This is a genomic window from Streptomyces sp. NPDC002144 (assembly GCF_053593695.1).
In genome coordinates, this window is sequence record NZ_JBSFDB010000052.1 from 1 (window position 1) to 21,299 (window position 21,299).

The 21,299-nt window shown below is 72.7% G+C and carries 25 protein-coding genes; 4 read left to right on the forward strand and 21 right to left on the reverse strand.

From position 1 onward, the window contains the following. The 3 genes from ACWCQ1_RS43025 to asnB all read left to right on the forward strand — a co-directional run. A partial coding sequence (locus ACWCQ1_RS43025) for an adenosylhomocysteinase (RefSeq protein WP_451028992.1) occupies positions 1–498 on the forward strand: 498 nt, incomplete at its 5' end. A gap of 89 nt (positions 499–587) precedes the next feature. Then, positions 588–2,207, forward strand: coding sequence for an FAD-dependent monooxygenase (locus ACWCQ1_RS43030; protein ID WP_451028993.1), 1,620 nt, complete (start codon positions 588–590; stop codon positions 2,205–2,207). Between the two features lie 40 nt (positions 2,208–2,247). Further along, positions 2,248–4,104 (forward strand): asparagine synthase (glutamine-hydrolyzing), encoded by a 1,857-nt coding sequence (gene asnB / locus ACWCQ1_RS43035; protein ID WP_358606636.1) that lies wholly within the window; start codon positions 2,248–2,250, stop codon positions 4,102–4,104. A gap of 108 nt (positions 4,105–4,212) precedes the next feature. Here asnB and ACWCQ1_RS43040 read toward each other — a convergent pair whose 3' ends face one another. The 13 genes from ACWCQ1_RS43040 to ACWCQ1_RS43100 all read right to left on the reverse strand — a co-directional run bounded on the left by ACWCQ1_RS43040 (position 4,213) and on the right by ACWCQ1_RS43100 (position 14,558). Then, positions 4,213–5,802 (reverse strand): multicopper oxidase family protein, encoded by a 1,590-nt coding sequence (locus ACWCQ1_RS43040; protein WP_451028994.1) that lies wholly within the window; start codon positions 5,800–5,802, stop codon positions 4,213–4,215. A 41-nt stretch (positions 5,803–5,843) separates the two neighbouring features. Beyond that, entirely contained in the window at positions 5,844–6,182 is a 339-nt protein-coding gene (locus tag ACWCQ1_RS43045) for an antibiotic biosynthesis monooxygenase family protein (RefSeq protein WP_358606630.1), read from the reverse strand. Then, entirely contained in the window at positions 6,179–7,804 is a 1,626-nt protein-coding gene (locus tag ACWCQ1_RS43050; RefSeq protein WP_451028995.1) for an FAD-dependent monooxygenase, read from the reverse strand. The genes ACWCQ1_RS43045 and ACWCQ1_RS43050 overlap by 4 nt, the downstream gene beginning before the upstream one ends. Positions 7,805–7,873: 69 nt before the next feature. Next, entirely contained in the window at positions 7,874–8,752 is an 879-nt protein-coding gene (locus ACWCQ1_RS43055; RefSeq protein ID WP_451028996.1) for an NAD(P)-dependent oxidoreductase, read from the reverse strand. A gap of 73 nt (positions 8,753–8,825) precedes the next feature. Further along, a complete protein-coding gene (locus tag ACWCQ1_RS43060) occupies positions 8,826–9,137 on the reverse strand; it encodes an antibiotic biosynthesis monooxygenase family protein (protein ID WP_133048845.1) in 312 nt (103 codons plus the stop codon). Beyond that, positions 9,127–9,441 (reverse strand): antibiotic biosynthesis monooxygenase family protein, encoded by a 315-nt coding sequence (locus ACWCQ1_RS43065; protein ID WP_451028997.1) that lies wholly within the window; start codon positions 9,439–9,441, stop codon positions 9,127–9,129. The genes ACWCQ1_RS43060 and ACWCQ1_RS43065 overlap by 11 nt, the downstream gene beginning before the upstream one ends. After that, on the reverse strand, positions 9,441–10,196 hold the full coding sequence (locus ACWCQ1_RS43070; protein ID WP_133048847.1) for an SDR family NAD(P)-dependent oxidoreductase: 756 nt from the start codon (positions 10,194–10,196) through the stop codon (positions 9,441–9,443). Before ACWCQ1_RS43070 ends, ACWCQ1_RS43065 begins: the two co-directional genes overlap by 1 nt. A gap of 46 nt (positions 10,197–10,242) precedes the next feature. Then, positions 10,243–10,698 (reverse strand): anthrone oxygenase family protein, encoded by a 456-nt coding sequence (locus tag ACWCQ1_RS43075; RefSeq protein WP_451028998.1) that lies wholly within the window; start codon positions 10,696–10,698, stop codon positions 10,243–10,245. 14 nt (positions 10,699–10,712) lie between these two features. Continuing rightward, entirely contained in the window at positions 10,713–11,177 is a 465-nt protein-coding gene (locus tag ACWCQ1_RS43080) for an SRPBCC family protein (RefSeq protein ID WP_358606619.1), read from the reverse strand. A gap of 74 nt (positions 11,178–11,251) precedes the next feature. Beyond that, entirely contained in the window at positions 11,252–12,505 is a 1,254-nt protein-coding gene (locus ACWCQ1_RS43085; protein WP_451028999.1) for a ketosynthase chain-length factor, read from the reverse strand. Positions 12,506–12,508: 3 nt separating this feature from the next. Further along, positions 12,509–13,795, reverse strand: a complete 1,287-nt coding sequence (locus tag ACWCQ1_RS43090) for a beta-ketoacyl-[acyl-carrier-protein] synthase family protein (protein WP_133048850.1) — start codon at positions 13,793–13,795, stop codon at positions 12,509–12,511. Further along, positions 13,792–14,226, reverse strand: coding sequence for a cupin domain-containing protein (locus tag ACWCQ1_RS43095; RefSeq protein ID WP_133048851.1), 435 nt, complete (start codon positions 14,224–14,226; stop codon positions 13,792–13,794). The genes ACWCQ1_RS43090 and ACWCQ1_RS43095 overlap by 4 nt, the downstream gene beginning before the upstream one ends. Continuing rightward, positions 14,223–14,558 carry a TcmI family type II polyketide cyclase gene (locus ACWCQ1_RS43100; RefSeq protein WP_133048852.1) on the reverse strand — a complete coding sequence of 112 codons (336 nt, stop codon included), beginning with the start codon at positions 14,556–14,558 and terminating at the stop codon, positions 14,223–14,225. Before ACWCQ1_RS43100 ends, ACWCQ1_RS43095 begins: the two co-directional genes overlap by 4 nt. Before the next feature lie 1,280 nt (positions 14,559–15,838). Between ACWCQ1_RS43100 and ACWCQ1_RS43105 the strand changes: the two genes are divergently transcribed. Next, positions 15,839–16,219 (forward strand): SchA/CurD-like domain-containing protein, encoded by a 381-nt coding sequence (locus ACWCQ1_RS43105; RefSeq protein WP_133048853.1) that lies wholly within the window; start codon positions 15,839–15,841, stop codon positions 16,217–16,219. A gap of 60 nt (positions 16,220–16,279) precedes the next feature. Here the strand turns inward: ACWCQ1_RS43105 and ACWCQ1_RS43110 are convergent, their stop codons facing one another. From ACWCQ1_RS43110 to ACWCQ1_RS43145, 8 genes are all read right to left on the reverse strand, one after another. Then, positions 16,280–16,741: a DUF1772 domain-containing protein gene (locus ACWCQ1_RS43110; protein ID WP_358606614.1), complete on the reverse strand. Its 462-nt coding sequence runs from the start codon at positions 16,739–16,741 to the stop codon at positions 16,280–16,282. After that, complete coding sequence (locus ACWCQ1_RS43115; protein WP_451029000.1) at positions 16,738–17,133, reverse strand: SchA/CurD-like domain-containing protein; 396 nt, start codon at positions 17,131–17,133, stop codon at positions 16,738–16,740. The genes ACWCQ1_RS43110 and ACWCQ1_RS43115 overlap by 4 nt, the downstream gene beginning before the upstream one ends. Further along, a complete protein-coding gene (locus ACWCQ1_RS43120; RefSeq protein ID WP_207930001.1) occupies positions 17,133–17,891 on the reverse strand; it encodes an SDR family NAD(P)-dependent oxidoreductase in 759 nt (252 codons plus the stop codon). Before ACWCQ1_RS43120 ends, ACWCQ1_RS43115 begins: the two co-directional genes overlap by 1 nt. Further along, positions 17,888–18,157 carry an acyl carrier protein gene (locus tag ACWCQ1_RS43125; protein WP_133048856.1) on the reverse strand — a complete coding sequence of 90 codons (270 nt, stop codon included), beginning with the start codon at positions 18,155–18,157 and terminating at the stop codon, positions 17,888–17,890. Before ACWCQ1_RS43125 ends, ACWCQ1_RS43120 begins: the two co-directional genes overlap by 4 nt. Positions 18,158–18,273: 116 nt before the next feature. Continuing rightward, positions 18,274–19,101 (reverse strand): AfsR/SARP family transcriptional regulator, encoded by an 828-nt coding sequence (locus ACWCQ1_RS43130; RefSeq protein WP_133048857.1) that lies wholly within the window; start codon positions 19,099–19,101, stop codon positions 18,274–18,276. A 29-nt stretch (positions 19,102–19,130) separates the two neighbouring features. Then, a complete protein-coding gene (locus tag ACWCQ1_RS43135) occupies positions 19,131–19,889 on the reverse strand; it encodes a thioesterase II family protein (RefSeq protein WP_451029001.1) in 759 nt (252 codons plus the stop codon). Positions 19,890–19,974: 85 nt separating this feature from the next. Next, positions 19,975–20,769, reverse strand: coding sequence for a 4'-phosphopantetheinyl transferase family protein (locus ACWCQ1_RS43140; protein ID WP_133048909.1), 795 nt, complete (start codon positions 20,767–20,769; stop codon positions 19,975–19,977). Beyond that, complete coding sequence (locus ACWCQ1_RS43145; protein WP_358606603.1) at positions 20,769–21,080, reverse strand: acyl carrier protein; 312 nt, start codon at positions 21,078–21,080, stop codon at positions 20,769–20,771. Before ACWCQ1_RS43145 ends, ACWCQ1_RS43140 begins: the two co-directional genes overlap by 1 nt. Positions 21,081–21,299: the final 219 nt, after the last annotated feature.

The following is a 21,299-nucleotide window of genomic DNA, read 5'->3' on the forward strand; positions in this document are numbered from 1 at the left end:
GCCGACATCTTCATCACCACCACCGGCAACAAGGACATCATCATGGCCGGTGACATGGCCAGGATGAAGCACCAGGCCATCGTGGGGAACATCGGCCACTTCGACAACGAGATCGACATGGCCGGCCTGGCGAAGGTGCCCGGCATCGTCAAGGACGAGGTCAAGCCGCAGGTGCACACCTGGACCTTCCCCGACGGCAAGGTCATCATCGTGCTGTCCGAGGGCCGTCTGCTGAACCTGGGCAACGCCACCGGCCATCCCTCGTTCGTGATGTCCAACTCCTTCGCGGACCAGACCCTGGCCCAGATCGAGCTGTTCACCAAGCCGGACGAGTACCCGACCGGCGTGTACACGCTGCCCAAGCACCTCGACGAGAAGGTGGCCCGCCTCCACCTTGACGCCCTCGGCGTCAAGCTCACCACGCTGCGCCCCGAGCAGGCCGCCTACATCGGCGTCGACGTCGAAGGCCCCTACAAGCCCGACCACTACCGCTACTGACCGGCCCGTACCGGGTCCAGCCTTCCTCCATCGTGCCCCGACCCGGGGCGCCCACCCTGAGCCGCAGGTCCGTTCGGAGGAGGAAGCACGTGTCCGACAAGCAGCAGCACGTTCCGGTGCTGGTGGCTGGCGCGGGACTGGCCGGCCTGTGCACCGCCCTGTTCCTGTCCTGGCACCAGGTGCCCTGTCTGGTGGTGGAGCGTCACCGGGGCATCTCGCCGCACCCGCGTGCGCGGGGCATCAACCCGCGCGCGATGGAGCTGATGCGCTCGGTCGGGCTGGAGGAGGAGGTGCGGGCCACCGAGTCGGCCCGTGCCCTCGCCCGCAACACCGGGGTGCTGGCGGCCCAGTCGCTGGCCGGGCACCAGCTGGGTGCCCTGCACGAGCAGTACTTCATGGACGTACGCACCGATCTGAGCGCCCTGTCGCCGAGCGGCTGGTGCCTGTGCCACCAGGACGAGTTCGAACCGGTGGTCCGGCGGCGCGCGGAGGAACTCGGCGCCCGGTTCTCGTACTTCACCGAGCTGGAGTCCTTCGAGCAGGGCGCGGACGGTGTCACGGCCCGGCTGCGGGACCGGGAGAGCGGTGAGGTGCGCACGGTGACCGCCGACTATCTGGTCGGCGCGGACGGGCCGGCGAGTCCGGTGCGGGAGGCGCTCGGCATCGGGGTGGAGGGGCCGGGCACCACCGGGCACTTCCTCAACATCCACTTCGAGGCGGACCTCGCCGAGGAGCTGGGCGAGCGCCGGTTCATCATGTGCTACACGTTCAACGACGTGGTGCGCGGTGCGCTGATGCCGCTGGACAACGCGCGGCGCTGGCTGCTGCACGCGGTGTTCGACCCGGCCACGGAGGACGTCGCCTCCTTCACGGACGAGCGGTGCCGGGAGCTGGTGCGGGCCGCGGCCGGGGTGCCGGAGCTGGAGGTGAAGGTCCTCGGCGCGATCCCCTGGGAGGCCGCCGGGCGGACCGCGACCTCCTTCGGCGCGGGCCGGGTGTTCCTGGTGGGTGACGCCGCCCATGTGATGCCGCCCAGCGGGGCGTTCGGCTCCAACACCGGGGTGCAGGACGCGCACAACCTGGCGTGGAAGCTGGCGGCGGTGCTGCGCGGCGAGGCCGGCGCCGGGTTGCTGGACAGCTATGACGCCGAGCGGCGGCCGGTGTGCGCGGCCACCGTCGAGCAGGCGGTGCTGCGGTCCCAGGACCGTCCGCGGCTCGCGGCGAAGGAGCCCGCGCCCGCGAACCCTGCGATCCACGCCGACACCGAGATCTGGTTCGGCTGGCAGTACCGCTCCGGCGCGGTCCTGCCGACGCCCGGCGACCGCGCCCCGGACGGTGTGTGGAACGGCGACCCGCGCGGGCTGCCCGGCACCCGTGCCCCGCACCTCGTGCTGCTCCGGGACGGTCAAGAGGTCTCCGCACTGGACCTGTTCGGCCGGGCGCCAGTGCTGCTAACCGGGCCGGAGGCCGGGTCCTGGGCGGACGCCGCCCGGACCGCGGCGGACCGTGCGGGCGTCACGCTCGACGTCCTGCGGATCGGTGACGAACTGCGCGACCCGTCGGGCGGCTGGGCCGAGGCGTACGGCGTGGGCGCGGACGGCGCGGTGCTGGTGCGCCCCGACGGGGTGGTGGCCTGGCGCTCCCCCGCCGCGCGGGACGAGCCCGGGGCCGTACTCGACGACGTACTCAAGGCGCTGCTGGCGCGGTGACCGGCCCCGCCGCACTCCGCGACACGACGAGGGAGAGAGCATGTCTGGAATCACCGGCTGGGTGGACTGGTCCCGGGATCTGACCCGGGAACGCGGCACCGTCCTGGCCATGGCGGCGACGATGGCCCTGCGCGGCCCCGACGGCGAAGGCGTGTGGACCAGTCCGCACGCCGCCCTGGGCCACCGGCATCTCGCGGTGTTCGACCTGGCGGGCGGCGGGCGGCAGCCCGTCGCCCTGGAGCACGACGGACGGGTCGTGGCGGTGGCCGCGCACAGCGGCTCGATCCTCAACCACGAGGAACTGCGCGGCACATTGTCGCGGCGCGGCCACCGCTTCCGGTACGGCGGCGACACCGAGACGCTGCTGCACGCCTATCTGGAGTGGGGGGCCGGGGCCGCGCAGCGGCTGGAGGGCACCTTCGCCGGTGTGGTGTGGGACGCGCGCCGCGAGGAGCTGTTCCTGGTGCGCGACCGGCTCGGTGTGGAGCCGCTGCTGTACTACCCGACCGCGACCGGGCTGGTGTTCGGCTCGGAGGCGAAGGCGATCCTGGCGCATCCGCAGGTGCAGCCGGAGGTGGACGCGGAGGGGCTGCAGGAGATCTTCACCTACTCCGGTACGCCGCACGTGGCGCCGTTCCGCGGGATGCACCGGCTGCGCGCCGGGCACCACCTGGTGGTGAGCGCGGGCGGCACTCGGCGCACGCGGTACTGGGGGGTGGACGCGGCCGAGCACACCGACGACCTCGACACCACCGTCGACACCATTCGCGGGCTGCTGGAGGAGAGCATCGAGCGCAATCTGCGCACCGAGGCGCCGGTGGGTTCGCTGCTGTCGGGCGGTCTGGACTCCAGCGGCGTGGTGGGGCTCGCCGGCCAGGAGCTGGCGCGGACCGGGCGGCGGATCCGTACGTTCACCGTGGACTTCGCCCGGCACTCGGAGAACTTCCAGGCCACCGACACCCGGCAGTCCCCGGACGCCCCGTACGCGGCCGACGTGGTGCGGCACCTGGACACCGACCACACCGGGGTGGTCCTGGACCCGGCGGAGCTCAGCGACGAGGTGGCGCGCTGGCAGGTGCTGCGCGCCAAGGACTACCCGACGCCGCTGGGAGACATGAACACCTCGCTGTATCTGCTGGCCCGCGCGGTGGGCGAGCACGACACGAAGGTGGTGCTCACCGGTGAGGCCGCCGACTCGCTGTTCCACGGGGTGGCCTGGAACCGGGACCCGGTCGAGTCGCGGATGGACACCTTCCCGTGGGTGGCGCGCGGGGTGGTGCGCGACGACGCCAAGGGCCTGGGCTGCGGTCTGTTCGACGAGTCGCTGCTGAAGGACCTGGCCCCGCTGGACTACGCGGCCCAGCGCTACCGCGAGTCGGTCGCCGAGGCCCCGCATCTGCCGGGCATGTCGGAGCAGGAGCGGCACATGCGGGAGCTGTGCTGGGTGCATCTGACCAACTTCATGGAGAACCAGAACGGGCACACCGAGCGGCTGTTCAAGGCGGTGGGCCTGGAGGTGCGGATGCCGTACTGCGACCACCGGCTGGTGCAGTACGCCTACAACCTGCCCTGGGAGCTGCAGAACTTCGACGGCCGGGAGAAGAGCCTGCTGCGCGCGGCCGTACGGCATGTGCTGCCGCAGAGTGTGATCGAGCGGCGCAAGACGCCGTACCCCGTCACCCTCGATCCGGGCTACGAGCAGGCGCTGCGCGCGGAGATGCAGGCGCTGCTGGACGATCCGCAGGCTCCGGTGCTGCCGTTGCTGGACGTGGCCGCGGTGCGGGCGACGCTGAAGGACCCGGAGGGGCTCAACCGCTGGGCCCGGCGGGCCAATGTGGAGCTGCCGCTGCAGCTGAACACGTGGCTGCGCCGGTACGGGATCCGGCTGGTGCTGTGAGCGGCGGGTGACGGACGAGGGCTCCGGGACGGTGTCGTCCCGGAGCCCTCGTCCTTTCCCGCACCCCGCTCCCTCCGGGTCCCTCAACCCGACGGGGCTCAGCGGTGGTCAGTGGTGGTGCGTGGCGTCCCCGTTCCCCCCGGCCCCGCCCCCGTTGCCGTACAGGGTGCGCGGCGCGCTCGCCTCGGTGCCGGGCCGTACGACGGTGAACTGGCCCATCATTCCCTGGTCCTCGTGGCGCAGGACGTGGCAGTGGTACATGTACGGCGTCATCGGGTCGGTGAGGGTGTCGAACCGCACGGCGAGCCGGTGGGTGCCGAACTCGTGCAGGTAGACGGTGTCCTTGGGGCCGCGGGTGTAGGCCGGCGGCTGTTTGCCGTTGATGTCGAGGAGGTGGAAGACGGCGCCGTGGACGTGGAAGACGTGCACCCACTCGTCGCCGCGTTCGATCTCCCAGATCTCGGTGGCGCCGGCGGGCACGACCTCGTCGACGCGGGTCATCTCCATCGTCTGGTGGTTGATCTGCAGGCCGGTGAACTCGAAGTGCCTGCGCCGGGCACCGGCCGGTGCCTCGATCGGAGCTGCGGCGCCGTCGAGGCGGGTGGGCAGCGGGGGTGAGGGGCGCAGTCGGCGGGCGGCGCGCAGGGCGATGATGTCGAAGGTGTCGTCGCCGCCCATGAAGCGTTCGGTGGGGAAGCCGAGGTCGAGCGCGGGCTCGAAGCTGCGCAGCACGGTCTCCTCGCCGGGCTCGAACTCCACGACGATCTCGGCGCGTTCGCCGGGTGCGAGCAGCAGCCGGTCCAGGGCGCGGGGCCGGGTGAGGAGTCCGGCGTCGGTGGCGACCTGGTGGAAGGTGCGACCGTCGGTGAGGCCGAGCCAGTACACGCGGGCGTTGGAGCCGTTGAGCAGCCGCAGCCGCACTCGCCGGGTGGTGACGGTGAAGTACGGGTCGTAGGTGCCGTTGACGAGGATGGTGTCGCCGAGGACGCCCAGGTTGTCGACGCCGGCGACGGACTCGGCGAGTTTGGTCTCGGTGAAGTCGAGGGTGCCGTCGCCGTGGAAGTTCTTGTCCTGGATGACCAGGGGGACGTCGTCCACGCCGTACTCGGCGGGCAGTTCGGCGCGCCGGGAGTGCTCGTCGTCGAGGATGATCATTCCGGCGACGCCGCGGTAGACGTGGGTGCCGGTCGAGCCGTGCGGGTGCGGGTGGTACCAGAGGGTGGCGGCGGGCTGGTGGACCGTCCAGGCGGGGTGCCAGTCGGCGCCGGGGTCGATCATCTGGTGCGGGCCGCCGTCCATCGCGGCGGGCAGCAGCATGCCGTGCCAGTGCAGGGTGGTGGCCTCGGGGAGGCGGTTGCGCACGGTGACGGCGACGCGGTCGCCGCGCCGGGCCCGCAGCGTGGGCGCGAGGTAGGGGCCGTTGGCGCCCCAGGTGGGGGTGCGCTTCCCGGGCAGGAGGTGGCTGGTGCCGGCGGCGAGGGTGAGGGTGTAGTGCCGGCTGCCGTCGGCGGAGGGCCTCGGGTCGAGGAGGCCGGGGACGCGGAGGCGGTTGCGGAAGGACAGCTGTCCCACGTTGCTGCGTTTGCGGCTCTGGTACGCGGTCAGGAACGTGGCGCCCCAGCCTGCGCCCGCGGCCACGGCGACGCCTCCCGCGCCGAGGACGAACCGTCGGCGCGGGAGGCGGAGTGCTGGCGTCATGGAGAGGTCCTCGGGTCGGGTCTCGGTGACCCCACCCTCGGTCAGGCCGGCTGAGCGCTGCTCGACGCCGGCTCGAGCCGGTGCACGACCTCGGTGACGGCCATGTCGCCGCTACGCCGGTAGGGCTTGAGCCGCTGCCGGTGCAGGGTGTGGCGGTGGCTGACCTCGAAGGCGCGGAAGGCGGGCTCGTCGGCCCAGTCGGTGATGACGTAGTACACCGCCTCCTCCTCGGTGGACCTGACGAGGGTCTGGCCGCGGTTGGCGGGTTCCTGGGCGATGCTGCGCCCGATGGACAGCCAGGTCCGTTCGAAGTCGGCGGTCATCTCGGGGTGGACCTCCATGCGGAGGATCACCCGCAGCGGCTCGGGGGTGTCGGTCACCGGGTCTCCTTCTCGGCGGGCGGCCCGTCCAACCGGAGCAGCCGCTTGGTCATGGCGCGCAGCACGGTGCGGGTGAAGATCGGCGCCTCGGTGCAGCGCCAGGCGACCACCCCGTCGGGCCGGACCAGGACGGCGCCCTGCGCGGTGACGCCGTACAGCTCGGGCCAGCGGTCGTCGAGGTCCTCCAGGTCGGTGCCGACGCCGTAGACCTGGACGGGGGTGCCCAGTTCGGCGGAGACCGAGCGGGCGGCCTCCTTCCAGGGGCGGTTGTCGGGGCCGGTGAGCAGCACCATGGAGCGGCCGAACAGGTCGTGCACGGAGATCTCGGACCCGCCGTGGCGCAGCCGCAGATGCGGGGCGCGGCTGCCGGGCCGGCCGTCGTTCTCGGCGGCCCAGGGCCCGTAGCCGGGCAGGATGCCCTCGTCCCAGGGCATCACCGCCATCGATCGGTAGCGGGCGGCGAGCCACACCAGCGGGTCCTGGACCAGCTCGGGGTCGGCGGGGTCGGGGTAGGCGGCCAGCAGCCGGGCGCGGTCCTTGGCCCGCAGCACCGCCTGTTCGACGGTGGCCGCGCACACCGGGCGCCGCTCCTCGTCGTAGGAGTCGAGGAGGTCGGGATGGGCCCAGCCGTCCAGCACGGCGACGAGCTTCCAGGCGAGGTTGTGGGCGTCGATGATGCCGGTGCCGGCGTCGAAGCCGCCGCTGGGCGGCATCACATGGGCCGCGTCCCCGACGAGGAACACCTGGCCCTCCCGGAACCGGTCGGCGACCCTCGCCTCCCCGCTCCAGGTGCTGACGCTCTCGATGCGCGGTTCGAGGTCCGCGAGGCCGGTGGCCGCCCGTACCAGATCGGCGCAGCGCTCCTCGGTGAACCGGGCGGCGGGTTCCTGCTCCGGGTCGTGGCGCAGATGCAGCAGCCAGTCGGCGCGGTTGTCCAGCGGCATCAACGAGCCGCGTACGTCGGGGTTGTCGACGTGGGCCATGATGAAGCGGCGGCCCCGCAGCTGGCCGGTGAGGTCGGCGGTGAAGCGGACGGTGACGAAGTGGCCGAGGGTGCGGCCGTCGAAGCCGATGTCCAGCTGCTCGCGCACGGTGCCGCCGGTGCCGCCCGCGTCGACCAGACAGCAGGCCCGGATCCGGTGTTCGTCGCCGGTGTCCCGGTCGCGGACCACCGCCGAGATCCCGTCGTCGCCCCAGCCGTCCCGTTCGAAGGAGACCAGTTCGGCGTCGGGCCGCATCCGTACGCCCAGCCGTTCGGCCCGCTCCCGCAGGGCCTGTTCCAGCTCGCCCTCCTCGCACAGGCACCAGCTGGTGGGCGACAGGCTGCTCAGGTCGGTGTCGACGTCGACGACGTACTTGGCGTCCAGGACGCCCAGTTCGTGTCCGGCCAGCGACTCCACGGCGATGATGCCGGAGTTGTCCTTCAGGGCCCGCGCCGACGGCAGGTCCCGTACCTCCCGCTCCACCCCGAGGGAGCGCAGCAGTTCCATGGCCCGGGGGTGGACGCCGAGGATGCGCGGCGGCCGGAGCCGCTCCCGCCGGCCGCCCAGCAGGTAGCAGTCCACTCCTTGTCGGGCGAGGAACAGAGCCGTCGCCAGCCCGGCCGGCCCCGAGCCGGTCACCAGGACATCCGTGTTCCGGAGCGCGCTCCGGCCTGTACCGCTCACTGCGTCACATCCCTTCGACTGCTGCTACGGCTGCTGCTGCGGCCTGTGCTCCACGAGCACGGAGGCGTCCTTGTCGCCGTCGCCCGCCGCCACCACCGCGGCGAACCGCTCGCGCACCTCGGCCAGCACCGGCATCGCGGTGCCGTGCTGGGTGGCGGCCTCCAGGGCGAGCCGGATGTCCTTCTCCATCAACTGCGAGCGGAAGAAGGCGGGTTCGTAGGCCTGCTTGAGCATCAGGTCAGCGCGAAACCGCATCACCATCGAGCTGAACCCGCTCGCCGAGACCACGCTGATCAGCTGTTCGCGGTCCAGGCCGGCGGCGGTGCCGTAGGCCACGGCCTCGGAGAGGGAGGCGACCTGTGCGCCGAGCAGCAGGTTGAGGATGAGCTTCAGGCTGGCGGCGGTGCCGGGCGCGCCGACGTGCGTGACCTCGCTGCCGATCGCCTCCAGCACGGGCCGGGCCTGGTACAGGTCGGCCGGGTCCCCGGCGACGTACACGCGCAGTTCGCCCTTGCGGGCCTGCAGCGGATTGCCGACGACGCAGGCCTCCACGCGGCGCACACCGGCCGCGGCCAGCCGGTCGGCGGCCTGCCGGGCGTAGCCGGGCGAGACGGTGGAGGTGTCGACGACGACGGCGCCGGGCCTGAGGACCGGCACGACCCGGCCGAACAGCACCTCCTCGACGGCCTTCTCGTCGCTGAGGCTGAGCAGGACCACGTCGTGTCCGGCCGCCGCGCGCTCGGGGGCGTCGGCGAGCCGGGCGCCGGCCTCGACGAGCGGGGCGGCCTTGCTCGCGGTCCGGTTGTAGACGGTGAGCGCGTGCCCGGTGTCCAGCAGCCGCCGGGCCATGCCCCCGCCCATGTTGCCCAGGCCGATGAAGGCCAGCTGGGGTTTGGTGGTCATGGTTGGGTTCTCTTCTCTTCTCGGTGTGGTGCGCGGTGCGGTGCGCGCCGCTGTGCCGTGCGCGGGCGGGCGCTCAGTAGGCGGCGTCGACCTCGTAGACGGCGAACGGGGCGGCGGTGCGGGTGTCGCGGTAGGGCCGCAGCGGTGCGGTGTCCTCGCGGTGCTCGGCGCCCGCCTCCCAGGCGCGGAAGGCGTCCAGCGACTCCCAGCGGCTCATCACGGCCAGCGCGGTGGGGTCCAGCGGGCTGCGCAGCAGTTCGTTGCCGAGCATCCCGGGCACCTTCGCGAGCCGCCTGCTCACCTGGTGGTAGGCAATACGGACCGCGTCCAGCTGGTCGGCGTCGACGGCCGCCTGGTACACCAGCACCCGCACCTCACCGGGCATCGGCGGCCGCCCTGCCCCGGACGGCGTGCTGGACCTCCATGACGTGGAACGAGCCGCCCTTGCGGAACGGGTGCAGGGTGGCGCGGTGTTCGAGGTGGCCGGGGCTGTCCTCGAACTCGCGGAAGCGCGGCTCGTCGACCCAGTCGCTGATGATGACGTACGTGCCGTCCGGCTCGCGGGCCAGCGACTGGCCGAGGTTGGCGGGGTGGCCGGTGACCGCGTCGGTGCCGGCCAGCCACGCCTGCTCGAACTCCGCGTCCTTGCCCGGCTCGATCTCCAGGCGCAGCATCACTCGGAAGGCCATCAGGAGATCCCCCCGTCGACGCCGATGGTGTTGCCGGTGACGTACCGGGACAGGTCGCTGGCCAGCCACAGGACGGCGCCCGCGACCTCGTCGGGCTTGCCGAGCCGGCCGAGGGCGGTCTTGGCGCCGTAGCGCTCGGTCATCAGGTTCTTCTGGTCCTGGGGCATGGCGTGGAAGTTCTCGGTCTCGATGACGCCGAGGGCGACGACGTTGAAGCGGATGCCCTTGCCGCCGAACTCCTTGGCCAGCGAGCGGTTCAGGCCGACGAGGGCGGCCTTGGTCGCGGTGTAGTGCGAGCGCAGCGGTATGCCGGCGTCGACGGCCCGGGAGCCGATGGAGATCACCGAGGAGCCCTCGCCGAGCAGCGGCAGCGCGTACTGGATGACCAGGTGGGCGCCGGTGAGGTTGGTGGCGATGATCCGCTGCCACTCCTCCAGGGACAGGTCGGCGTACGGGATGTGGCTGATCGCGCCCGCGTTGTTGACGAGCAGGTCGAGGCGGTCGCCGTGCAGTTCGCGGACCCGGGTGAGCAGGCCGGCGATCTCCTCGGGCCGCGAGAGGTCGGCGCGCAGCACATGGTGGTTGCCGCCGGTCTCCTTCAGCTCCTCCTCCAGGCTGCTGACGAACTCGCTGGGGTGCTGGTAGCAGGTGATGACGTCGACGCCGGCCCGGGCGAGGGCCAGCACGACGCCCCGGCCGACACCGCGGGTGCCGCCGGTGACCAGGGCCTTCTTGCCTCGCAGTTCGAGGTCCATGGGGTGTTCCCTTTCGGAGCAGAGGTCAGAGCGCGGGTGGTTAGGTTCAGAGCAGGAAGCCGAGCGCCGTGCAGTTGACGGCGAGGGCGGCGATGGTGATCCAGCTGCGCCGGCTGTTCCAGGCGCCCCACTCGGGGCGCGGGTCCCGGAAGTCGGCGGGCAGGTTGTCCGGGTCGAGCGTGCGCATCCAGCGGTTGACCGGCGCGTTCTTGACGATCGCGATGACCGGGGTGGTCGCCGTGAGCAGGGCGGCCACGGCGAACAGCGCCTGCGCGGCCGGGTGGGGCGCACCCGCGGCGAGGACCACGTCGAGGACGACCGTGCCGAGCAGGCAGACGGGCATGGTGGGGTCGTAGCGCTGTCCGAGGAAGGCGTGGGCGTACACGTAGCGGTCGACCGGCAGCGAGGCCATGTAGGGGAAGCCGCCGAGCTGGGTGCCGAGCATCACTCCGGCCGCGAGGCCGTTGAGCAGCAGGAGCAGCGGGGCGAGGACGGTGAGCACGAGAGGCCGCTCCCTCACCGGGCCACGGCGGGCGCCGCGGCTTCGACCTTCTGCTTGATGAGGTCCATCTGAACCTTGGTGTTGCGGTTGAGATGGGCGGTCATCTGCTCGTCGTCCACCGGCGCGGCGGGCTTCATGTGGAAGTCCTGCACCCAGCGCATCCGCACCCCGCCGCCGGGCTCCTCGGTGTACTCCCAAAAGATGGTCATGAACTCGAACGGCCCGGTCTCCACGCGCTCGGCGCGCACGGTGCGGGTCTCGCGGAAGCTGGTGCGCTTCGACACCCAGCTCCAGACCTGGCCGTCCTCGTCGGGGTGCATGGTGAGGCGGAAGACGACCGTGTCGCCGTCGCGCTCCAGGATCTCGGCGGAGGCGTACTCGCTGAACAGATCCGGCCAGTTGGGCACGTCGTTGGTCATCTCCCACACCAGTTCCAGCGGTGCGTCGATGACGATGTGGTTGTCGGTGTGTCCGGCCATGATGCGTACGTTCCTTCCGTGTCGGGCGGCCCAGGACGAGGGCCGGTGTCGGCGGCTCTGGACGAGGGCCGGGGTCAGCGGCCCAGGACGAGGGCCGAGGTGAAGCCGCCGTGGCCGCGGGCCAGCACCAGCGCGTGACGCAGCGGGAGTTCCCGGGGCCGGTCGGTGACCAGGTCGATCTCCAGGCCGGGGGCCGGTTCGCGGACGCCGGCGGTGTGCGGGACGACGCCGTGGCGCAGGCTCAGCAGCGCGGTGGCCACGTCCAGCGGGGCGCCGCCGCCGTAGAGCCGTCCGGTCAGCGTCTTGGGCGCGGTGACCGGGACGGCACGCGGGCCGAAGACGCCGGTGATGGCCTCGGCCTCGTCGCGGTCGTCGGCGGCGAGTCCGGCGGCGTCGGCGAAGACCACGTCGATGTCCGCGGGGGCGAGGCCCGCGTCGCGCAGGGCGGCCTCGGCGGTACGGCGCAGCACGCGCGGCCGTCCCGACTCGGGCGCCGGGTCGAAGCCGGCCGCGTAGCCGAGGATCCGGCCGTAGCCGGTGCCGCGCTCGGCGGCGGCCTCGGCACTCTCCAGGACGAGGATCGCCCCGCCCTCTCCCGGCAGATACCCGGACGCCTCGGCGTCGAAGGGCAGATAGGCGCGCTCCGGGTCGGGGACCCGGGAGAGCTTGCCGGTGGTCAGCTGGGCACTGAGCCCGTAGGGGCACAGTGAGGCGTCGGTGCCGCCGGTGACGACGAACCGGGCGCCCTTGCGGGTGAGCCGGCGCGCCTGTCCGAGGGCGTCCAGGCCGCCGGCCTGCTCGCAGGCGAGCACCCCGCACGGGCCGCGCATCTTGTGCCGGATGGAGAGCTGACCGGTGGTGGCCGCGTAGAACCAGGCGATCGACTGGTAGGCGCCGACCCAGGTGGGGTCGTGCTGGTAGAGCGCGGTCATCTCCTTCTGTCCGAACTCCGTGCCGCCGGAGGACGAGGAGGTGACCACCGCCTTCTCGTACTCGGGGATCGCCTCGATGTCGGCGCCCGAGTCCGCGAGCGCCGCCTCACCGGCGGCGAAGGCGAGGTGGGTCCAGTGGTCGGTCTGGGAGATCAGCCGGCTGGGCACGCCGGCCTCGGTATCGAAACCGGGGACCTGACCGGCGTACCGCACCGGGTAGTTCGTCGGGTCGAAGCGTTCGATGCGGCCGATGCCCGACTTGCCGGCCAGCACCGAGGCCCAGTGCGCCTCGACGCCGATGCCGGTCGGCGCGACGATGCCGAGGCCGGTGATCACCGGGGCCGCGGTGGAGGTGGACGCGGTGGAGGTGGACGCGGTGGAGGTGGACGCGGTCATCGCTCAGTCACTCCTTCCGGCCGCGGCCGCCGCGGTGCCCGGACGGGCCAGCAGCATCGCGGTCTGGAAGCCGCCGAATCCGCTGCCGACGCTGAGCACGACGTCCATGGCGTGCTCGCGGGCGGTGACCGGGACGTAGTCCAGGTCACACAGCGGGTCCTTGGTCTTGAGGTTGGCGGTCGGCGGCACCACCTGGCGGTCCAGGGCGAGCGCGCAGGCGGCGACCTCGATGGAGCCGATGGCGCCCAGCGAGTGGCCGACCATGGACTTGATGGAGCTGACCGGGATGTCGTAGGCGTGGTCGCCGAGCGACCGCTTGAACGCGGCGGTCTCGTGCCGGTCGTTCTGCTTGGTGCCCGAGCCGTGCGCGTTGACGTAGTCGACGGCGGTCGGGTCGAGCCTGGCCTGGTCGAGGGCGACGGTGATCGCCTCGGCCATCTCCCGGCCGTCCGGCTTGAGCCCGGTCATGTGGTACGCGTTGCTGCGCCCGGCGAAGCCGACGATCTCGGCGTAGATCCGGGCGCCCCGGGCGAGGGCGGCCTCGCGCTCCTCGATGACCAGCACCGCGGAGCCCTCGGCGAGCACGAAGCCGTCCCGGTCGCCGTCGAAGGGGCGTGAGGCGTGCTCCGGATCGTCGTTGTTGGGCGTCGTCGCCTTGATGGCGTCGAAGCAGGCGGACGTGATGGGTGAGATGGGGGCGTCGGTGGCACCGGCCACGGCGATGTCGGCGGAGCCCTCCTCGATCAGCTGCACGGCGTGGCCGATGGAGTCCAGGCCCGAGGTGCAGCCGGTGGAGACCAGCGCGACCGGGCCCTCGGCGCCCACCTCCCAGGCGACCTCGGCCGCCAGGGTAGAGGGGATCATGTAGCCGTACAGGTGCGGTACGCCGTACTCGTGGTCGACGAGCCACTTGCGGCCGCTGTCGGAGAGGGTGACGTACTCCTCCTCCAGGCCCATGGTGCAGCCGACGGCGCTGCCGATGGAGACGGCGACGCGTTCGGGGGCCAGGGCGGCGAGTTCGATGCCGCTGTCGGCGACCGCCTCGCGGGCGCTGACCACGGCGAACTGCGCGGCGCGGTCCATCCGGCGGATCTGCCGGGGGGTCAGGCCGGCGGCGGCCGGGTCGAAGTCCACCTCGGCGGCGACCCGCGAACGGAAGGCACCCGCGTCGAAGAGCGAGATCAGCCGGGTGGCGGTACGGCCCTCGGACAGCGTGCGCCAGAACGCCTCCCGGCCCACGCCGCCCGGGGCGACCGCGCCGACCCCGGTGATGACGGCCCGTCGGGTCACGGCGTCCCACCCACGTCCGGGTTGGACTGCTCCGGGCGCTGCGCCTGCTCGGTGTCGACGTGGCCGAGCTCGGGGCGCGGCGCGAGGGGCGACAGGTGGAAGGAGCAACGGGCCGTGATGTCACCGGTGTTGACGAGACGGTGACGGACGCCGATCGGCACGAGCAGCGAGTCGCCGGCGGTGAGGCTCACCTGCTGCCCGTCCAGGCGCATCTCCAGGGTGCCGTCGATGACGTGCAGGAACTCCTCGGAGTACGGGTGGTAGTGCTCGGTGACCCAGTCACCGGGCTCGAGCGTCATGACGCCGCCGAAACCGGAGGTGCAGCCCACGGTCTTGGGGCTGAGGGTGACGCGGAGGTCGCCCCCACGCTTGGTGTTGGCCTCGACCTCGTGCGACGACACCTTCACGGTGCGGCTGATGGCGGTGGTCACTGGATCCGTCCTCCGTCCTTGGTCCAGACGTAGAAGGGCTCGGCCATGGCGTCCTTGGGCTCCTTCCAGTCCGGGTCGTAGGGCTCCACGCACTGCGCGAGCCGGGTGTTGATGTCGTCGTAGAGCGGGTGGCTGCGGGCGCGGTAGAGGTTCGCGCTGATGTCCTCGTCGGCCTCGACCAGGTGGAAGTAGAGACCGTGGAACTTGAACAGGGTGCGGCGGCTGACACCGATCATGTGCGGCAGCTCGGTGCCGTCCGACTCGTCGAAGATCTTCGCGATGTCGTCCGTCTTGTCCGGACGGAGCTTGGCGACGATCAGGGTGCGGTGCACGGAGTACCTCCTGGTCCGGTTGCCCGACCCCCGAGGGGCGGTCGACGGGGAAGGTCCCACCGCGGACTACAGACCCACTCGAATCACCCTGCAGCGCCGGGCTGTTGGGACCCGGCCCCCGTGATCCGGCGGACGGACACAGGACGGGGAACGCGAACGGTCCCACCTGGCCGGCCACCGCAGCGCCCGCGCGGCCACGGCGTCCGTCACACCGCGAGACAGAACGCGCGGTACGGGGGGCGAGGCGCTGGAACGCGCGGTACGGGGGCCGAGGCGCTGGAGCGCGGACGACCACGCGGGGCGGGGGCGCGGCGCGGGGATGCGGACGACCACGCGGGGCGGGGCCGCGGGCAGCCCAAGACGAGGCGGGGACTACGAACGGCCCACGCGACGCAGCACCTTCGCGGCAGGGGTCCCGCCCCCGCCGTGCGACCCGAGGCAGCACGGACCGCCGCACGGTGCGGGCGGCGCTGGAGCGCGGACGACCGCGCGGTGCAGGCGCGCGGCGCGGGAGCACGGGACGACCACGCCGGGCGGGGGCCCGGGCAACGTGGCATGGGCCGCGCGGACAGCCGTACGCGGCGGCGGGCGGCGCGCGTGGTCGCCGCGACCACAGGACACCAGCGCCCTGACCCCGACTTGGCCCGCACACTGTGCGGTGCAGGCGCGCGGCCCGGGAGCACGGACCACTTCGCGGGGCGGGGCCCGGGCAGCCCAAGACGAAGCGGGGACGGACGGCCCACGCAGCGCACGCCTCCGTGGCAGGGCACTCCCGTCCCGCTGTGCGACACGCGAGGTGGGCGAGGCGCGGGAGCGCGGACCGCCGCGCGGTGCAGGGGTCCGGGCAGCGTGCCTTGGGCAGCGCGGACAGCCGTACGGACGGCGGACGGCGCGGGGGGTCGCCGCGCCCGCAGGACACCAGCGCCCCGACCCCGACTCGGTCCCGGACACCGTGCGGTGCAGGCGCGCGGCCCGGGAGCAGGGACCACCCCGCGGTGCAGGCACGCGAGGCAGCACGGACCACCGCGGGGGTGCGGGGGGCCCGGGCGGCGTGGCATGGGCCGCGCGGACAGCCGTACGCGGCGGCGGGCGGCGCGGGTGGTTGCCGCGCCCGCAGATCACCAGCACCCCGCCCCCGACTCTCTGCCGCTCCCCGCGCGGGGCGGGACCGGACGTCCGGTGATCGCCGGCGGGACCGTCGCACCCCGCTCGGTTCGAGTCGTTCTCGTGTGGGGTGGGGTGTCGTGGCGGGGACAACCCCGATCTAGTGAGGGACTGGTATGCCGTTCGCAGCCATCACGTATGACATCAAGCCCGGGTACGAGGCCGAACTCGCCGCGATATTCGGGGACTTCAAGCGGGTGCGGAGCAGTCGGGTAGAGGACGGGCGGGGGGAGGCGGCCGGCACGATCCTGGCCACCGCCGTCTTCCTGCGCGACGACACACTGGTACGGGTCATCGAGTACACCGGCGACCTGGAGGCCGTGGCCCGGCACATGGCGTCACAGCCCGGGGTGCGCGAGGTCGAGGCCAAGTTGAAGCCGTACCTGAGCAAGCCCCGGGACACCGACACGGTGGAGGGCTTCGTCGCCACCTTCAAGCGCAGCCTGCTGAACACGGTCGCGCAGATCTCGGTGCGGGACATACCCAGCGCGGCATGACACGGACATGGTGCGGCGGCCGTACGGGCACACGTACGGCCGCCGCACCATGGGGCGCTGTCAGAGCGCCGTGACCCCCGCCGCCGTGACGGCGAGCGCCACCACCGCCAGGGTCGTCCGCAGCAGGTGCCAGCGGCGCCACAGCGGCCGCGGGTCCTCCCAGTCGGCGGGGATGACGGACGGGTCGTCGATCGCCTTGACCCGCCGGTTGATGGGCACGTTGCACAGGTGCGAGACACCCGAGACGCCCAGCAGCAGCACCGCCGCGACCACGAACAGCGGCCGCGCCGCCCCGCCGGCGACCACCGCCAGCACCGCGTTGACGACGGTGCTGCTCAGCACGATCACCGGCATCGTGGGGTCCCAGTTCCGCCCGAGCAGCTTGTGCGCGTACACATAGGTGCCGGTCTCCATCGCGAACAGCGCCGGCAGCACGCTCAGCGCGACGGCGAACAGCACGCCCGCGGTGACGCCGCCGCCGAGCAGCGCGGCGACCCCGAGAACGCCTTCGAGCCCGGTCATGACGTGCCGGCCCCCGCGGGGTGGCTCTCCACGGTCAGCTGCGCGATGGGCCGCATGGTGGCCTCACGGAAGTGCGCCGCGAACCCCTCGGGCGTCGTGGTGTCCGTCTCGCGCTGAACCGACAGGTACGGCGCGAGCTTGGTCTCCAGGATGTGCACACCCTTCTGCGCGGCCATGTGCCGGCCGATCGCCGCGAAGTCGCCCTCGTAGTGGATGACCCGGACGAGGACGTCGTCCTTGATGAACACGCCGGTGCCGAGCAGCCGTCCGGCGGCGTCGCCGTGGTCGCCGGCGAAGTCGGGGGTGTCCACCCGCTGGAAACCGGCGAAGATCTCGGCGATCTCCTCCTCGTGACCGGGCTTGACCCGGTAGGTGATGGCGGCGTAGGGCATCAGATTCCTCCGTCTACTTCGATGGTGGTGCCGGTGACGTACGCGGCCGAGTCGCCGGCCAGGTAGAGCACCGCCCCGGCGACGTCCTCGGGCCGGCCGAGCCTGCCGAGTGCCGTCAACGCGGTGAGGCGGGCGACGAGCTGGGGCGGCAGTCCGCCGCCGGGCTCGGTCTCGGTGACGCCGGGGGCGACCAGGTTGACCCGGACGCCCCGGCCGCCGAGTTCCTTGGCGAGGGCGCGGGTGAAGCCGACCAGGGCCGCCTTGGACGCGCTGTAGTGCACGCCGAGGGGCCGGCCGCGCAGGGCGACGGACGCGCCGATGGTGACGACGGACGCGCCGTCGCCGAGCAGGTCGAGCACGGACTGGGTGACCAGGTACGCCGAGGTGGTGTTGTGGTCGAGCACCCGGTGCCACTCGTCCTCGGTGAGCTTCTCGAACGGGACGTGCCCGTCGACGCCCAGGTTGTTGACCAGGACGTCCAGGCCACCCAGCCGCTCCCGCACCGCGTCGGCCAGCCGCGCGGCCCCCGCCGCGCCGGTCAGATCGGCCGCGACGAGGGTGAACTCGGCGCCGAGCGCGGTGAGTTCACCGCGCAGCCGGTCGCCCGCCTCGCCGTCCCCGCGGTGGGCGACGACGAGCCGTGCACCGGCCCGGGCGAAGGCGAGCACGGTCGCCCGCCCGATCCCCCGGGTGCCCCCGGTGACCAGCACCCGCCGACCGGGCGGGAGGTGGGGGTGGGCCTCGGTTCCGGTGGTCACCGGATCGCCCCGGCGCGCGGCGCGGCCGCGATCAGCTGGAGCAGCAGGCGCGGGGTCTCGGCCTCGCCGACGGCGTCGTCGTCGAGCACGATGCCGTACTTGCGGTTGATCACGCTGGTGACCTGCAGCAGGGCGAGGGAGTCGTAGCCGAACTCCAGGAAGGGGGTGTCCAGGGCGTCCTCGCCCTCGAACGCCATGCCCTCCTCCGGGGCGCCGACGCATTCGAGCAGCAGCTCGCCGAGTTCGGCCAGGGTGATGTCGCTCACGATGGTTCCTTTCGGTCCTTCGGTCGGGGTGTGCGGACTCGGGATGTGCGGACTCGGGGTTTGCGGACTCGGGGTGTTGGGACGTGGGGTGTTGGGACGTGGGACAGGCAGGCCGGTCATGGACTCGCCAGCAGCGGGACGCCGTTGGCGGACGCGCCCACCGGGTCCAGGTGCGGGGAGGAGTCGAGCACCGCGCGGTGCAGATGCTCGATGCCGGGCGAGGGGTCCAGGCCGAGGCTCTGGTTGAGCGCGGTCCGCAGGTGCCGGTACACCTCCAGCGCGTCACTGCGCCGGCCCGCGCGGTACAGCGCGAGCATCAGCTGCTCGTGCAGACCCTCGTGCAGGGGATGCCGGGCGGCGAGCCCGGACAGCTCGCCGACGAGCTCATGGTGGCGGCCCAGCCTCAGGTCCGCCTCGATTCGGCCGTGAAGAACGCTCATCCGCGACTCGTCGAGCCGGGTGGCCTCCACCTCCAGCAGCGGCCCGCAGTGCACGTCGGCCAGCGCCCGGCCGTGCCACAGGGCCAGTGCCCGGCCGAAGTACGAGGAGGCCTCGGCCCAGTCGCCGCGCTGCAGGGCCCGGTGGCCGACGGAGGACAGGGCGTCGTACTCGCAGGCGTCGATGAGTCCGCCCTGGGTGTCCAGCCGGTATCCGCCGGGTTCGGTGACCAGCACGCTCTTGGCCCCGTGCGGGAGCTCGGCCTCCTCCTCGCCGAGAGCCGCGCCGATGACGTGGCGGATCTGGAGTATGTAGGTCTGCAGGGTGGTCTGCACGCTGCGGGGCGGGCTCTCCCCCCAGACCTCCTCCACCAGGGAGGCGACCGAGACGACCTCGTCCGCCTGGAGGGCGAGCAGCGCGAAGACCTTGCGTGGCTTGACGGCCGTGAGGTGCACCGGCACCCCGGCGAGTGTGGCCCGGAACGGGCCGAGGACGCTGATGTCCATCCGCGAAACTCCTTCGGGAACGATGTGGGTCAGCCGGTCGTCACGGGCGCCGCGGAGTCCAGCGCCTGCCCGACGGCTCGCGGCACCTCGCGTCCGCGGACGAAGAAGTGCGCTCCGGGGACCGTCCGCAGCCGGAAGCCCGCGCTCGTGCAGTGCTCCCAGGCCCGGACCTGAGGGATCGTCACCATGCGGTCGTCCGCGCCGGCGAACGCCTCGACAGGGCACGGCAGTCGGACGATCGGCGCCTCCCGCAGCCCCTGGGCCAGCCGCAGGTCGGCCCGGAGGGTGTCGAGGGTGGTGCGCAGCCGGTCGGGCCGCCGCAGCAGCGCCTCGGGCATGCTCTCCTCGTCCGTCATCGCCGCCATCAGCCGCTCGTCGTCCAGCCCGTCCAGGTCGGCCCGGTCGAGCAGGGCCGACGGCAGCTGGGGGGCGCTGCACGCGCCGACCAGCAGCAGCCGCGGCGGCCGCAGTCCCGCAGCGAGACGGGCCTGGGCGAACCGGTAGGCGACGAGCGCGCCCATGCTGTGCCCATAGAAGGCGTACGGCTCCTCCAGCAGCGGCCCGAGGTCGTGTTGCAGCTCCTCGACCAGTTGCCCGGGGTCGGTGATCCGCGGCTCGCGCACCCGCGTCTCCCGCCCCGGCAGCCGCACCGGAAGCACCGACACCCCGGCGCCGACCCGATTGAGCCAGCCGGCGAAGGACAGGGCGCCCGCGCCGGCGTGATGGAAGCACAGCAGCCGCGTGCCGGTGGCGCCGGCCTTCGGCCGCACCGCGAGATATCGATGCACCAAGACCCCCCTTCGGTCCCGCACCGCTCGGCGGGTGCGGGCTCCGAGGGTCACCGCACCACCTGGAAGGCGGCTCAACGCTCGCTCAACCGGAACGACGGGGATCGGCCAACGCGGGCAGCAGCGGCCGGCCCGGGGCGGCCTCCCGGCGGCCGGAGAACCCGGGGTCGTACACGGCCGCGCTGAGGGTGTAGGTGTCCTCGGCGAGCCAGCTGTGGAAGCTCCACTCCCAGCCGGCGCCGGGGGTGCCGTCGGGGCGCAGCATCTGTACCTGCTGGTCCTCGGGTGTGAATCCGAACTCGGTGAAGCGGAACCTGAGGCCCTGTCCGATGGCCTTGCTGTAGGCCTCCTTGAGCGTCCACAGCCGTACCAGCTCCCGGTTGCGCCGGTCCTCGGGGACGCTCTCCAGGGCTTCGAGTTCGTACGGGGTGCACACCTGCCGTTCGGTGCCCAGGCCCAGCATGCGGCGGTCGGCGTTCTCCATGTCGACGCCGATGCGGCCGTTGCGGGTGAGTCCGACGACGAGGAGTTCCTCGGTGTGGCTGAGGCTGACGTCGAGCTGGTCGACCCCGCGCAGATGGGGCCGTCCGCCGGGCTTGTAGGCCAGCTCCAGTTCGTCGGGCGAGGTGCCGAGCACGGCCGCGGCGGCGGACTTCAGCAGCAGCCGGGAGGTGACGAAGCGGGACCGGTTGGGCACGTGGGTCATCTCCGCGAGCCGCCGGTGGTCGCGGCCGAGGGCGGCGACCAGGTCGGGCCGCGCGAGGTCGTCGGGCAGCCAGTCGGCGACCTTCGCGTACACCACCGCCGTACCGGAGGAGTCGAGTTCGCGGCGGACGGGCAGCCAGGAGTCCGCGGGGCCGCGGTTGCACAGCGGCCGCATCACGCCACCGGCAGTCCGGTCAGGCGCTCCAGCCGGCCGGCCAGGGCGGCGAGGGTCTGCACGCCGAGCAGCATGTCGGGCAGGGCGGCCTCGCGCAGCGGCTCGAAACGCGTCTCGAGGCGGCCCTTGAGCTGCAGCAGCATCACCGAGTCGAAGCCCAGGTCGTGCTGGAGGTGCAGGTCGGGGCCGAGCCGGGCGGGCGGCCGGTCGAGTATCCGGGCCACCTCCTCGACCAGCACGGCCAGTGCCGTACCACCGGCGTCGCCGTCATGACCGACCGGGTTCTCTTGGGTGCCGGCTGTGTGGTTCATGGGGATTCCTCCGTGGATACCCCCGCCTTCAGGCGGGGGAGGAAACGGACTCCTGCGGAGCAGGGCAGGGAAAGCCGATGCGCCGCCAGAGCTGATCGGGTTCACCGCCAACCGCCCTCAGGTCAGTGGTAGTTCGTATGGCGTCCGGTCGGCGATGACCAAGCCGGCCGGGTCTACCGCCGGGCAGCTTCAGCTGGGGAGAAGTCAAGGGATGCCTCT